The organism is Candidatus Xianfuyuplasma coldseepsis, assembly GCF_014023125.1.
In the GTDB taxonomy this organism is placed as follows: Bacteria; Bacillota_I; Bacilli_A; order Izemoplasmatales; family Izemoplasmataceae; genus Xianfuyuplasma; species Xianfuyuplasma coldseepsis.
The window spans coordinates 617558-631166 of record NZ_CP048914.1; the positions used below are offsets into that span (position 1 = coordinate 617558).

A 13609-nucleotide genomic window follows, 5' to 3' on the forward strand; every position below is an offset into this window, starting at 1 on the left:
AGCCTTTTATGCGAATCAGGGTAAATAAAAAAATCGACGAAATTTCGTCGATTTTTTAGAACAATTCATCGAGAATTATATAATACATAATTTTATCCCATTTTATTGGAATCTTAAATTCTTGTAAGAATTTCATAATGATTTGATCATTTAGTTTAACACTTAGATTATAAGATAAGCTTCGGGCACAAAGTGCAATATCTTGATATCGATCGGCAACTCCTGCACGTCCTAGATCAATATAACCGACAAGTTGATTTTCAGTGAATAATACATTTGGTAAACAAAAATCTCCATGGGTGAATACAAGATCCTCTTCTGGTTGGTTTACTAATAACCATTCATATAACTCTTCTACTGATTTAATATTATCATTTTTTAACCACGAGTAATCAATCTCTTCACGGTGTATCTGATTGGTATCGATTAGATGTTTGGCGTATATTAACTTATCCTGAATACGATTTTGTATTGGACAGGATTTTATATCAATAGTCCATAAACGTTTAATCGCTTCAGCAAGATGTTTAATTAGTGCATCAGGGTTCGATATATATGGTTTTTCAAACGCCATTTTTCCACGTAATTTGGACATTACGATGTAGCTTGTATTGTTCTCAACTAGATAATCAATGAGTGTAGGTACTGGTACTTTCTCTTGTAAAAATCGTAGGGTTTCGATTTCTCGTTTCGATTCATGGTGATATTGTTCAATTTTAATGATTATATCATCCGATTCAATAATCCTAGCACCTGTCATACCAGTCGTATTTTCACTGATAGTCTTCTGGTTAATAAATGGCTGCAATGATATCGGAATGTGTAAATCCATTACTTTTTAACCAATAATGTCACAGATTCGATGTGAGATGTATGTGGGAACATGTCAAATGGCGTTACAGACAAGACTTTATACTTGCGAGTTAGTACTTTAAGATTTTTTCCTAATGTACTAGGATTACATGAGACATAGATGACTTTACTCACTGGTTTTCTTGTGAGAAGATCCAATGTCTTATTATCCAATCCACTGCGCGGTGGATCAATAATAATCACATCTGGAGTAATACCTTTGTCATACAATTTGGGAAGTGCAGTTTTGACTTCACCATTGATAAAATCAACGTTATCAAATTTGTTAATTTTTCGATTATGTAGAGCACTATATATCGACTCTTTACTGGAATCAATACCTATCACTCGTTTGGCATAAGGGGCAAGATACATACTGATGGCACCAGCTCCAGAATATGCGTCAATAATGGTTTGATCGGTGTCAAAATCTAGTAAGGATTTCACATAGGAATATAGTTGTATCGCTTGACTTGGATTCAACTGATAAAAGGCTTTAGGTTTAAGGTCATATTGGATATCTCCAATTCCTTCAGCTATGGTGTTTTTCCCTGCTAAAATCTCCACATCTTCGCCAAAAATCTCAATGTTTTTGACATCGTGATTTTTTGATATACCGACACTCACAACATTGGGTAATTGGAGGATATCTTGAGCTACCTGATGAAGGGCCTTATTAAATATCGTGATAATTAAGGTTACTTGTATTTCTCCAGTATGATGCGATTCACGAGTAACAATATAACGTAATAATCCACGCATTGTTTTTGGATCAAATGCATAAATGGAGTGCGTATCGCATATTTCAAGAATGCGTTGATTTACAAGGTTGATATGCTCTGCTTGTACAGGACAGTCTATAATTGGTACAAGATCATTGGAGTTCACCTTGTATAACCCCGTAGTAATCCCATGCTTTGTATTCTCTACAGGCATTTGAGCTTTATGGCGATAATGACGAGGAGTATTCATGCCGACCATATCATTAAACGTAATGGATGCTACATCCACATTGCTATAGCGTTCAATGGCTTGTTGAAGCATCTCTTCTTTTAATAAGAGTTGTTCATCATATGCAACATGTTGTAATTGACATCCACCACATTGATAGTAATGTTTGCAAAACGGTTTCACTCGCTTCGCCGCTTTGATATTAAACTTAACAATTTCTCCCTCGGCATACTTATCGGACACTTTTGTAATCCGAACAATCACTTCTTCTGGGGGTATTGCACCTGGAACAAAAACGGCTTTGCGCTTATAATATCCAATTCCTTCACCATTAATTCCTAATCGCTTAATGGTGAGTAAAATGGTTTGCTGTTTTTCTAATAAAGGTTCCATTGGAACACCTTCTTTCTTAAAACTCAAGTATTAACTATACACGGAATCATGGGGAAATGCAACCCCAAATGCTGTTCCGAGTGAAATTACTGCAGTATGTGGTTCGTGACGGAATAACAGGGCCATAGCCGATGTATCATGAAACAGGCGTACTGTCACTTGTTTGTTCAACATTTCAGCCAATTTCTGCTCCAAATGCTGTTGATAGTTTTCCCCTATATAAGCCAATTTCCCATACCCACCTCGTGCACTATATATGGCACCTTGTGATACATAGTTTGCAATAGACATATAGATCTTGTTTCCAGTAAAACCAGTTTCATGAATGGCATCGATAATGGTTTTACAGATATACCCATCCAATTCAGATGCGGTTTCAACTAATGTCGCTTTGCTCGTGTTCTTATAATATAAATATTTCGCATCCACTGGATCAAGATAACTTTCAATTATCGTTGTATTACGATCTTTTAAAACTCGTGCTCGTTTGATTTTAGTTTGGCCAAAATCAAACAACATGTAATCACCATTCTTTGTTATGGATGCCAATCCCCTAGTTCCCATATTTTGCGACCCTTCGATAAAGGTCACAGTGACATCTTCAATGTCTTTTTGCTCAAATGCACGTTGAATACGCTGATAAAATCGCTGGGTAAGTAAGGGTGATGTCAAGCCACCAACTAGATAAATCTTGCGTATGGTCTTCCAATAATCCCAATGAACAGAACTCCAATTAGTTCGATTCTTAATCGATATTTCAGATGGTTGAAGTAGTGTTGTTAGGACACTAGCTAAGCGATCGCCAAACATATCCGCTAGTTCTTCAGCTCCTTGTTTGATATCCTTTGAATCATGAAGTAGTAATTGATCAAACAGATAAAGTACGGACGTTGACTCAATCATATCATATAACCCATACATATTCATGTATTCAATCAGTTTCTCAAGGATTAGTGAGGGACGGAATAAATCATAGGCCTTTTCATTCTCAACAAAAACACTATTGATGGATGCAACGGGTAACATTTCACCATTTTGAACAAAAGGATTCTTCATGTTATTCACCGATTATTTTTACTAAGACCCGTTTTCGTCGTTTTCCATCAAACTCCCCATAGAAAATCTGCTCCCAGGGTCCAAAATCAAGTTGTCCATCCGTAATCGCGACAACGACTTCTCGTCCCATAATCGTTCGCTTGATGTGGGCGTCCGCATTATCTTCAAATCCATTGTGATCGTACTGGTTGTATGGTTTTTCGGGAGCCAACTTCTCTAAGAAACGCTCAAAATCGTTGTGTAGTCCTCGTTCATCATCATTGATGAATACACTAGCTGTTATATGCATAGCATTGACTAAAACGAGTCCCTCTTGAATACCACTTTCATCCAAACAACGCTCGACATCACGGGTAATATTGATTAACTCGCGTCGTTTTGACGTTTGAAACCACAGTTCTTTGCGATAGGATTTCATCAGATCACCTCGTATTCTATTATAGCATAGTCCATTTATCAAAAAACAGGATTTCTAATCCTGTTTTTTTAATCGTAATTTACTTACCGTCTCAATATGAGAGGTTTGAGGAAACATGTCAAATGGCGTAACTTCAAGAACTTCATACCCTTGTGACTGCAGATAGTTTAAATCCCTAGCAAGTGTTGAAACATTGCAAGATATATATACTACACGGGGAATTTTCATCTCAACTATGGTCTCTAGGAAATCCTTGTCACACCCTTTACGTGGTGGATCAATGAAGAGAACGTCGACGTCGTAGTTTTTCCAATGTTTAATCACTTTTTCTGCTTTACCAGCCACATATTTTGCGTTGGTTATGTTATTGTTTTTCGCATTTTCCATTGCATCTTCAATGGCAGATTTCACTACATCAACACCAAGGACTGTTTTCGCATATTTGGCTGCGGATAAACCGATTGTACCGATACCACAGTATGCATCAATGATCACTTCATTTGCTGTTAAATCTGCATATTCAATCGCTTTTCTGTACATTTCTTCGGTTTGTGCTGGATTGATTTGATAGAATGAACGATGAGAAATTTTGAATTCAACCCCATTGATTTCATCGCGAATGAAATCGTCTCCGAATAGGACTTTGCTTTTCTTACCAAGTACAACATTCGTATTATCGGGATTAAAGTTATGGACAACAGATACGATATTTTTATATCGTGATACTAGTTTTTTAACAATGAGTTCTTTTTTAGGAAGTTTTGGTGTTAGCGTAACGATAGTTACTGAAATATCATCGTACTTGTATGAGTTTCGTATCAGTACATGACGAACAACACCAACTCCAACGGTTTCATTATACGCAGGAATGTTTAACTCTTCAAAAATATTCTTCAAAAACTTAACAATATCAGTAGTGATTTTCGGGATGATATAACAACGTTTCATATCAATAATATCATGACTTCGTTTACGGTATAAACCGGCGATCATCTTGCCGTTTTCTTCTCCAAATGGTACAACTGTTTTATTGCGATAATAGTATGGATTTAACATCCCAACAGCATCCTTAACAGACGTATGGATTTTACCTAGTTTACGGAGGGTTTCTTTGACACGGTGTTTTTTAAAGTCCAGTTGCATTTGATAATTCATGTGCATTAAATTACAACCACCACACTCTGAAAAATGATCGCATATTGGTTCTTTGCGAAATGGTGATTTGTGTGTGATCTCAATCAGTCGACCAAAGCCAAAACTTTGATTAACTTTTACAACCTTGATATCCGCTTTTTCGCCTTTTAAAGCGTTGGGTACAAAGATTGGGAACCCATCTACCTTACATACACCCATTCCATCATGTGTCATGTCAACGAACTCAACTGCATAGTATTCATTCTTTTCAACCATTCTGTCCACTCCTTGATGTGCTGACTCGATCTTGTTGGAATGATGCTGCTATACCCATTATAACATAATAAAGATGGTTTGTGGGTAAAAAAAAAGGTCCTACCGGACCTTCTTGGAAAGGGAAAATTATTCGATTACGATTTCAACAAAATCGCCGTCTGCTGATTCAACTTCAACCAATTTACCTAACATTCCACTGTCAATCATTTCTAAGAGCTGTTCAATGTCTAAGTCAAGGTCTTCAATTTGGTCTACTTTCATAAATCCTTTGCCGCTACGTAATGCGACTTTTGCAAATTCTACAGGAATTTGGACATTTACTTTGTCACCATCTGCACTTAATACTTTCACTTTGAACATTTTGAATGCTTCTTTTTTCGGTTTCAATACAGTTTTGTCTTCATTTTTATCAAGAGCTTTGAGCAGTTCTGCACCTTCGGCAGCAGTAATTGTTTTCTTTTCGATCATTTCTAAGATTCTTAATTTGTCATCCATTATTTTATCTTCCTTTCGATTGTTTTATTATTTGTTATATTTTTTTTTACGACTGTCTGCTTCTAATATATATTTTTCTTCTTCTTTTTTAATTTCGTAATAGTTATATATTTCGTCTGTTTTTATTGTCCACATAGTGGTACCTCCTATTTTAATAGTTTGGCTGCTTCGAGTGCTGATATTTCACCATTTTCAAGCTTCTTGAAGACTTCTGCTTTATTCGCCTTTTCTTCATCATCCACTTCGTATCCTAAGCTTACAATGACTTCATCGAGGTTTTTCTTAACGGTTGGGTATGAAATCCCTAGTTCTTTTTCGATGGCTTTGATACTTCCGCGATTTTTAATGAAGACTTCTATGAAGTATAAATGTTCGATTGATAAGTAATTAAATTTTGATAGTTTAAATTTCCCACTGATTTCTGTACCGCAATGGTTACAGCTTAATTTTGAAACAATTAAATCACCTTTACAGATTGGGCATTCACCGATAACGTTGTTCATCTAATCTTCCTCCTACACAATTCGTATATCTACTTGAGCGTCTTTACTGTCTACATGTACTCGGGTATTTCTGGAATACTTCAACAATTTACCTATTTCTTTGAAATCAACATCTTCATCTTTTACAAATCGATTTGCTAACCGGATTCCTAATCTTGCGAATATCATTGGAATGGGTAAAGCGAAGAGGATTCGTAAGAAGGTATTAACTCCTTTTCCTTCTTCAGGAACGTGGATCTTTAATTTAATGAAGTGAGCCCGTTTCCCGATTTTTTGATTTGACACTGGATACAACAACTTCATTCCTTCTTGAGAAGTTATCTCTCCATTTTCAATTTGTTGAAGGACTTTTTCATATTTCATAACTATATCACGTCCTTTATTAATTTTTTTAATTTCGGCATTAATTTTCTTAATTACAACCTAATGATATACCATAAAAAAACATATGTCAAGTATCTTTATTAAAAATATTAATCTTTTTTTTAAAAAAATCAATTTCCTAGTTAATTTTATTAAGAAATTGATTTTATTGGTTTATATTTTTTTATCCTTATATTATATATTATGTCTCAATTTTATTGATTGCACGGATACGATCAACCGTTGGTGGATGGCTATAATACATCTTCACGTATAGAGGGTGAGGGGTTAAATTTGAGTAATTTGCACGACTCAATACTTTTAGAGCCGTTACCATCGGTTCTTTTTTTAAGTTGTTTGCTGCATAGGCATCCGCTTGATATTCGTGTTTTCGAGAGAATGTCATTGAGAACATACCAAACAGAATATTAACCGGTTCTAATAAGATGACGAAGAGAATGATTGAAAATCCAAAGTGTGAGGTGTTAAATCCAAATGCGGTTGAAAAGTCATTATTATTTAATACCATAACAAATACCCCTATATATATAAGGAACTGGATTGCAGTTTCTGCAAGATTAAACCAGACATGTTTGAATTTGTTATGTCCAATCTCGTGTGCTAAGACAGCTACAATTTCTTCGGTAGACATTTTTTCGATTAACGTATCATACAAAACGATGTTTTTAAACTTCCCAAAACCTGAGAAGAAAGCATTGAGTTTTGTCGAACGTCTCGATGCATCCATAACACTAATTTTCGCCACTTCATAACCTACTGAATTGGCAAACTCGTGAATTGCCTTTGATAGTTCTCCTTCTTCAAGAGGTGTTAGCTTATTAAATAAAGGAACAAAGACAGGTACATATAAGATATTAACAATAAAAATAATCGCTACCAGTGAAAGCCATGCATATAGGAAAAACAGATTACCTGCATTTGAATTGATGACAAGCAATAGATAAATTAATCCACCACCTAAGATAATGGCGATAATAAATCCTTTGATTTTATCTAGAACGAATGTTTTGATTGTAGTCTTGTTAAAGCCAAATTTTTCTTCAATCTTGAATGTATTGTAGTATGAAACGAAGATACCAAGAACAAAAGATACTAGATAATACAAGAACATGAACCATAAGATTTGCAAGCGATAATTACTAAATAACGATTCAGAAAGATCCTTGAACCAGACAAAGATACCCAAACTTAATAATGAAACAAAAATTATCACATTGATTGTCTTTACAACCATCGCAAATCGATTTTTTTCCATGGTATATTCCAACCACTTTTTATAGTCCTCTTGATCGTGCACATCTTTTACTTCTTCAGGAATTGGGGCGTTGCGATTGCTATAATTTAGATATGTTAGCCACGTATCAAATAAGAATCCTCCAATGATAAACGTGTATACTACTAATAAAATAATTAACTCCATATATATCACTCCCATCACATCACATTATATCATTATGTATGTGAAAATAAAACAAAATAATCCTATTATGACAACCATGTCATATTTTTCTTGACATTTGATTTAAAGAGGAGTATTCTATAAGTGACAAGGTTGTCATATGGGAGGTGATAGAATTTGCCGAAAGATACATTTTTAAATTTAGACACAGAAAAACAACAACGAGTATTTGATGCTGCAATCGATGAATTTGCGGAACACTCATTCAACGAAGCAAAGTTATCTCGCATTATCAAAACAGCAAAAATACCGCGTGGTAGTTTCTATCAGTATTTTGAGGATAAGACTGACTTATACAAATACGTATTTCAAGAAATTACCAAACACAAATTATCGTATTTTGGAGATGATTTGCAGAATCCTGAAGAAATCAGTTTTATTGATCTCTTCCGCATCTTGTATCAGCGAGGATTACAATTTGCACTGGACAATCCGAAATACATTCAGATCACCCGTAAACTTATGAGTGATCGTGGTCGTGACATTTTTAACGAAGTCATGGGCAGAGGATTAGAATTGGCAAAAGAGTATTACTTACGCTACATCGAAATTGATAAGAAACACGGGCGTATACGTAATGAAATCGATAGCGACATACTCGCAGATTTCATTGTAGAAACAACTACAACTCTGTCACTAACAGAGTTTACACATCAAAAAGAATTAAATGTAGAACACATGTTCCACCGTATCGAACAATTCTTATTGATCTTACAGAAAGGTATAGAAAAGGTACACTAATATGTTCAAAGTAGAAAACATGAAATACCGGTATCCAAAAAATCAGGAAGATACCATTAGAGGCATCAGTTTTGATATTGCTAAAGGAGAAATCTTTGGATTTCTTGGTCCTAGCGGTGCCGGAAAAAGTACAACACAAAAAGTCATGATTAAAGTACTAGAGGACTTTGAAGGTGGTATTTATTACGACGGAAAAAGCATTACGGAATTTAAAGATGATTTTTATGAAAACATCGGTGTAAGTTTTGAAATGCCGATTCATTTCTCAAAAATGACGGCGATGGAAAATGTGGAGTTTTTCATGAAACTCTACAAAAAAAATGCAGATATCGAGAAACTAATGAAACGTGTAGGGTTATGGGAAGACCGCGATAAAATGGTTGGTGAGTATAGTAAGGGAATGAAAATACGTTTAAATTTCGTCCGTGCTATGCTCAATGATCCCGACATGTTGTTCTTGGATGAGCCAACCAATGGTCTCGATCCGAAGAATGCGATGATTTTAAAAGATATGGTACGAGAATTCCGTGATAACGGTGGAACCGTCTTTATCACATCTCACATTATGTCTGACATTGATCAATTGTGTGATCGTGTCGCATTCATCGTTGATGGAAAAATTATTGAAATGGACTCCCCTCGTAATTTGAAAATCAAGTATGGAAAACGATCCATGAATTTAGAATACAAAGAAGACGGGCAAACAGTCCGTAAAGAATTCCCAATGGACGGAATTGGGAAAAACAAAGAATTCCTCGACCTTTTACAAACCAAAGAAATCGAAACCATTCACAGTGGTGAAACAACACTCGACGACATCTTCATCAAAGTCACCGGAGTTAGTTTAGCTGATGAATAGATTACTTCTACTTGTAAAAGGCGAGCTGCAACGACTACACAAATACAATGTCACTAGTATCAGTTTTGCGGTCGCAATCATCTGGGCGGCATTCCTCTACTTTATCGGTGATGACTTACTACCTACATTATTACCACTTGTATTACTTGTTGATGCAACGATGATGTCCTTAATGTACGTTGGTGCAATTATGTATTTTGAAAAGAGTGAATCAACCATTTCAACTCTGCTCGTTACACCAACGACCAAAGACGAACTGCTGTTAGCGAAAATCATTTCCAATACCGCACACAACATCTTCTCATCTGGACTCATCATTCTTGCATTCACGTTCCTGTCCGATATTGTAATTAACTATTTCTTCATCTTTTTAGCAATCCTAATTTCTACGGCAGTACATACCGTTATCGGTATCTGTATGTCGTATACAACGAAAGACTTTACAAGAATGTTGATGCGTGTCATTTCCTTTGCTTTCATCCTGATGATTCCAACCATCCTGTTTGATCTAGGACTAGTTGAAGGAACATTCTGGGAAGTAATCAATCTCTTAAACCCAGTTAACGGTGCGCTTGAACTATTAAACGTTAGTTTTGAAAACGCCGAAGTTACTTGGAAGTTTTATGCCAGTTTAGGGTATTTAATTGTCGGAGGAATTGCATTGTACTATTTCTATGCAAAACCGAAGTTCCAAGAATATGCTGTACGTCAAAGTGGGGTGTAAACAATGTTTTTACATGTCTTAAAAAATGAAATAAAAGGTATTATTCGTGATCCTATGTATGCCTTCTTTTCCGTGTACCCCTTCATATTTGGTGGATTAGGTTATCTACTTGTAAATTATATTAAGGACAATAGCGATAATCCAGCTTGGGGCAACATGGTAGCCATGCTACTTGTGATTATGACAAGTTATGTCTTTGGCGCTGTTACTGGATTTACGTTACTTGATGATAAAGATGATAAGGTTCTAATGAGCTTGAAAATCACACCGATTTCAACAAAAATGTATGTCTTTGTGAAAATCCTGATCGGCTATATATTCGGATTTATCGCAACATTAATCATTGTCTTTGCGACCGGATTCTTGAGTGATGCCGGTTTAGGAATGATATTACTCATCAGCGTTATTGCTAGCTTACAAGCACCATTTCTAGCACTTGTTGTAAATTCATTTGCACAAAATAAAGTCGAAGGTTTTGTCATCATGAAAGCCACTGGTATGACATTGATTTTACCTGCGGTTGCCTTCTTCTTGACTGATTGGAAAGAATTCTTCCTGATCATCGCACCAGGCTTCTGGCCAGCACGTATGATTATGATGGAACTGATGCCGACGGATTTATATGGTATTGAATACAATCTTCCAATCTTACTCTATTTTGTCATCGGAATTGCCTATAATTTACTTGTTACATTTGGCCTATTTAAGCTGTATACAAAAAAATCAAATATCTAAAGGAGATCAATTATGACAAACGAAACATGGGGAATCATCTTAATTTTATACGGTATTATATGTGCGTATATCCTCCTCTTAAAACCACCATTCATTTGGAACATGTCAAAATTTAAAGTCATGATTAAAATGATGGGACAAAAAGGATTTACCATTTTCCTAGCCGTATGGACCCTCGCCGCATTGATTGGCGGAATTATTGTTTATAATCTTTAAAAAAAGAAGTGCCTCGGCACTTCTTTTTAAATGAACTCATACAGTAATACTAAATCCGTTAGTTCAATTTCTAGGGTATTTAAATCATCCATTGTCATAAAGATATATCCCGGCTGAAAAATCACCTCGAGTCGAAGATAATCCATTGAATCAACAACTTCCGCAATGGTATATACCGCTCCAGCGTATATATTTTCATCATCGATTGTAAATTGATCTGGTAACTCCAACCAGATCTCCATCATATCGATATCAAGTGAATCACTCGTACCATTCGTGATGAAAACATCAAGAACTAGATTGTCGTCTTGGTACACAATACTTTCGTAGCGAGCATCGACTATACCCGGTGGTATAGTCACTGGCGATGTGCATCCACTTAGCAGAAACAGAACTCCTAGCATAACAATAATCCGTTTCATAGCATCCCTCCTATAAGGATGATTTTAACTCGATAATAATATCCCGTAATTCTGCGGCTCGCTCGAAATCGAGTTTTTGTGCAGCACTGCGCATTTCCTTTTCCATCTGCGCGATGGCATCTTTTTTCTCTTCTTTAGATAAATCGTGAATTGGTCGTGCTTCTTCACTAATCTCGAGTTTCACACTAATCGATTCACGAATCGATTTTACAATTGTTTTCGGTTCAATACCGTGTTTTTGATTATACGTTTCTTGGATTTCACGACGACGAGCAGTCTCACTGATGGCATATTGCATCGCGTCGGTAATCTTATCTGCATACATAATGACCTTACCATCTTTGTTTCGAGCGGCACGTCCAATGGTTTGAACCAAACTGCGATTACTACGCAAGAATCCTTGTTTATCCGCATCCAAAATACAGATTAAAGCAACTTCTGGGATGTCCAATCCTTCCCGAAGCAGGTTGATTCCAACCAATACATCATAGGTCCCTAGTCGTAGTTCTCGAATAATCTCAATCCGCTCTAACGATTTAATTTCACTATGGAGATACGCAACTTTTAATCCCAATTCTTTCAAGTAATTCGTTAAATCTTCACTCATCTTAATCGTGAGTGTCGTTATTAACGTCCGTTGATTGTTGTCGACACGTTTTAATAACTCCGCCACGATATCATCAATTTGACCTTCTTTTGATCGTACTTCAACAACCGGATCAAGCAATCCTGTTGGTCGAATAATTTGTTCAACGAGATACGGAGTACGCTGCATTTCATAATCTCCTGGAGTCGCACTTAAATAGATTATTTGAGAGGTTTTTCCATAAAACTCATCAAAGTTTAACGGACGGTTGTCAAGGGCGCTTGGTAAGCGGAATCCATATTCCACAAGTGTCATTTTTCGTGAACGATCGCCATTATACATACCTCGAACTTGGGGTAATGTTACATGGGATTCATCAACAATCAATAAGTAATCATCGCCAAAGAAATCCATCAACGTCGATGGTGTTTCCCCCTCATTACGAAGGGATAAATGTCGCGAATAATTCTCAACACCAGAGCAACTACCAATTTCCTTTAACATCTCGATGTCATAGTTGGTTCGTTGTTGGATACGCTCTGCTTCTAGATACTTGTCGTTTTCTTTATAATACTGTACACGTTCTGCCAATTCTTCTTCAATGCGGCGAATCCCTTCTTCGATTTTCTCTTTGTTTGTAACAAACTGGGTTGCCGGGAACAGGGAGATTAACGAATACTCGTTTACTACTTCTCCTGTTAATATATTAAACTCACGAATGCGTTCAATCTCATCATCAAACAGTTCGACACGTATACCGATTTCGTTAGAGTACATCGGTAATATCTCAACGACATCACCCTTTACGCGGAAGGATCCACGACTAAAATCATAATCATTTCTCGTAAACAACATGTCAACCAAACGAACCAATAAGTTGTCACGACCAAAATCATCACCAACACGGAGTGTCAACATGCTGTTTTTATAATCATCGGGGTCCCCAATTCCATAAATACAGGATACACTGGCGACGACAATGACATCATCACGTTCTAGTAATGATGCCGTTGCACTGTGGCGCATCTCATCAATTTCATCATTTGTTTGCGCATCTTTTTCAATGTACAAATCGCGGGATGGTACATAGGCTTCTGGTTGATAGTAATCGTAATATGAAATGAAGTATTCGACACGATTATTCGGAAACAACTGTTTCAGTTCACTATACAGTTGTCCCGCAAGGGTTTTATTATGAGCTAAAACAAGTGTCTTCTTTTGGACACGTTCAATTACATTGCTAATTGTGAATGTTTTCCCGGTTCCTGTTGCTCCCAGTAAAACTTGTTCACTTATCCCTTCTTCTATGTTTTTACTAAGATAATCAATTGCTTTTATTTGGTCGCCCATCGGCTTAAAATCTGCGACCAATTCAAACTTCGGCATACCATCACCACCATATTAA

General features: G+C 36.3%; 16 protein-coding genes. 5 read left to right on the top strand and 11 right to left on the bottom strand.

Translation table 11 applies throughout. The features are described from left to right. Positions 1-55: 55 nt before the first annotated feature. The 9 genes from G4Z02_RS02870 to G4Z02_RS02910 all read right to left on the bottom strand — a co-directional run bounded on the left by G4Z02_RS02870 (position 56) and on the right by G4Z02_RS02910 (position 7882). On the bottom strand, positions 56-832 hold the full coding sequence (locus G4Z02_RS02870) for an APH(3') family aminoglycoside O-phosphotransferase (protein WP_258878359.1): 777 nt from the start codon (positions 830-832) through the stop codon (positions 56-58). Further along, the gene (gene rlmD / locus G4Z02_RS02875; protein ID WP_258878360.1) at positions 832-2196 is read right to left on the bottom strand and encodes a 23S rRNA (uracil(1939)-C(5))-methyltransferase RlmD; all 1365 of its coding nucleotides are present in this window, start codon (positions 2194-2196) and stop codon (positions 832-834) included. Before rlmD (G4Z02_RS02875) ends, G4Z02_RS02870 begins: the two co-directional genes overlap by 1 nt. Before the next feature lie 30 nt (positions 2197-2226). Next, entirely contained in the window at positions 2227-3252 is a 1026-nt protein-coding gene (locus G4Z02_RS02880) for a hypothetical protein (RefSeq protein WP_258878361.1), read from the bottom strand. 1 nt (position 3253) lies between these two features. Then, positions 3254-3670 carry a secondary thiamine-phosphate synthase enzyme YjbQ gene (locus G4Z02_RS02885; protein ID WP_258878362.1) on the bottom strand — a complete coding sequence of 139 codons (417 nt, stop codon included), beginning with the start codon at positions 3668-3670 and terminating at the stop codon, positions 3254-3256. A 54-nt stretch (positions 3671-3724) separates the two neighbouring features. Next, positions 3725-5080 carry a 23S rRNA (uracil(1939)-C(5))-methyltransferase RlmD gene (gene rlmD / locus G4Z02_RS02890; RefSeq protein WP_258878363.1) on the bottom strand — a complete coding sequence of 452 codons (1356 nt, stop codon included), beginning with the start codon at positions 5078-5080 and terminating at the stop codon, positions 3725-3727. A 126-nt stretch (positions 5081-5206) separates the two neighbouring features. Beyond that, positions 5207-5575, bottom strand: coding sequence for an SHOCT-like domain-containing protein (locus G4Z02_RS02895; RefSeq protein WP_258878364.1), 369 nt, complete (start codon positions 5573-5575; stop codon positions 5207-5209). 146 nt (positions 5576-5721) lie between these two features. Beyond that, the gene (locus G4Z02_RS02900; RefSeq protein ID WP_258878365.1) at positions 5722-6078 is read right to left on the bottom strand and encodes a DUF2089 domain-containing protein; all 357 of its coding nucleotides are present in this window, start codon (positions 6076-6078) and stop codon (positions 5722-5724) included. A 12-nt stretch (positions 6079-6090) separates the two neighbouring features. Further along, the gene (locus tag G4Z02_RS02905) at positions 6091-6441 is read right to left on the bottom strand and encodes a hypothetical protein (protein ID WP_258878366.1); all 351 of its coding nucleotides are present in this window, start codon (positions 6439-6441) and stop codon (positions 6091-6093) included. A 202-nt stretch (positions 6442-6643) separates the two neighbouring features. After that, positions 6644-7882: a M48 family metallopeptidase gene (locus G4Z02_RS02910; protein ID WP_258878367.1), complete on the bottom strand. Its 1239-nt coding sequence runs from the start codon at positions 7880-7882 to the stop codon at positions 6644-6646. A 156-nt stretch (positions 7883-8038) separates the two neighbouring features. On the opposite strand from G4Z02_RS02910, the gene G4Z02_RS02915 reads away from it, so the two are divergent. From G4Z02_RS02915 to G4Z02_RS02935, 5 genes are read left to right on the top strand one after another with little or no spacing between them, the layout of a single operon-like run. After that, positions 8039-8662: a TetR/AcrR family transcriptional regulator gene (locus tag G4Z02_RS02915; RefSeq protein WP_258878368.1), complete on the top strand. Its 624-nt coding sequence runs from the start codon at positions 8039-8041 to the stop codon at positions 8660-8662. A gap of 1 nt (position 8663) precedes the next feature. Further along, positions 8664-9521 carry an ABC transporter ATP-binding protein gene (locus G4Z02_RS02920; protein ID WP_258878369.1) on the top strand — a complete coding sequence of 286 codons (858 nt, stop codon included), beginning with the start codon at positions 8664-8666 and terminating at the stop codon, positions 9519-9521. After that, on the top strand, positions 9514-10245 hold the full coding sequence (locus G4Z02_RS02925; RefSeq protein ID WP_258878370.1) for a fluoroquinolone export ABC transporter permease subunit: 732 nt from the start codon (positions 9514-9516) through the stop codon (positions 10243-10245). Before G4Z02_RS02920 ends, G4Z02_RS02925 begins: the two co-directional genes overlap by 8 nt. Positions 10246-10248: 3 nt before the next feature. After that, entirely contained in the window at positions 10249-10980 is a 732-nt protein-coding gene (locus tag G4Z02_RS02930; RefSeq protein ID WP_258878371.1) for an ABC transporter permease, read from the top strand. Positions 10981-10992: 12 nt separating this feature from the next. Continuing rightward, positions 10993-11196, top strand: a complete 204-nt coding sequence (locus G4Z02_RS02935; RefSeq protein ID WP_258878372.1) for a hypothetical protein — start codon at positions 10993-10995, stop codon at positions 11194-11196. Between the two features lie 26 nt (positions 11197-11222). Here the strand turns inward: G4Z02_RS02935 and G4Z02_RS02940 are convergent, their stop codons facing one another. Next, the gene (locus G4Z02_RS02940) at positions 11223-11618 is read right to left on the bottom strand and encodes a putative periplasmic lipoprotein (protein ID WP_258878373.1); all 396 of its coding nucleotides are present in this window, start codon (positions 11616-11618) and stop codon (positions 11223-11225) included. Positions 11619-11628: 10 nt separating this feature from the next. Next, positions 11629-13590, bottom strand: a complete 1962-nt coding sequence (gene uvrB / locus G4Z02_RS02945) for an excinuclease ABC subunit UvrB (RefSeq protein ID WP_258878374.1) — start codon at positions 13588-13590, stop codon at positions 11629-11631. Between the last annotated feature and the right edge of the window lie 19 nt (positions 13591-13609).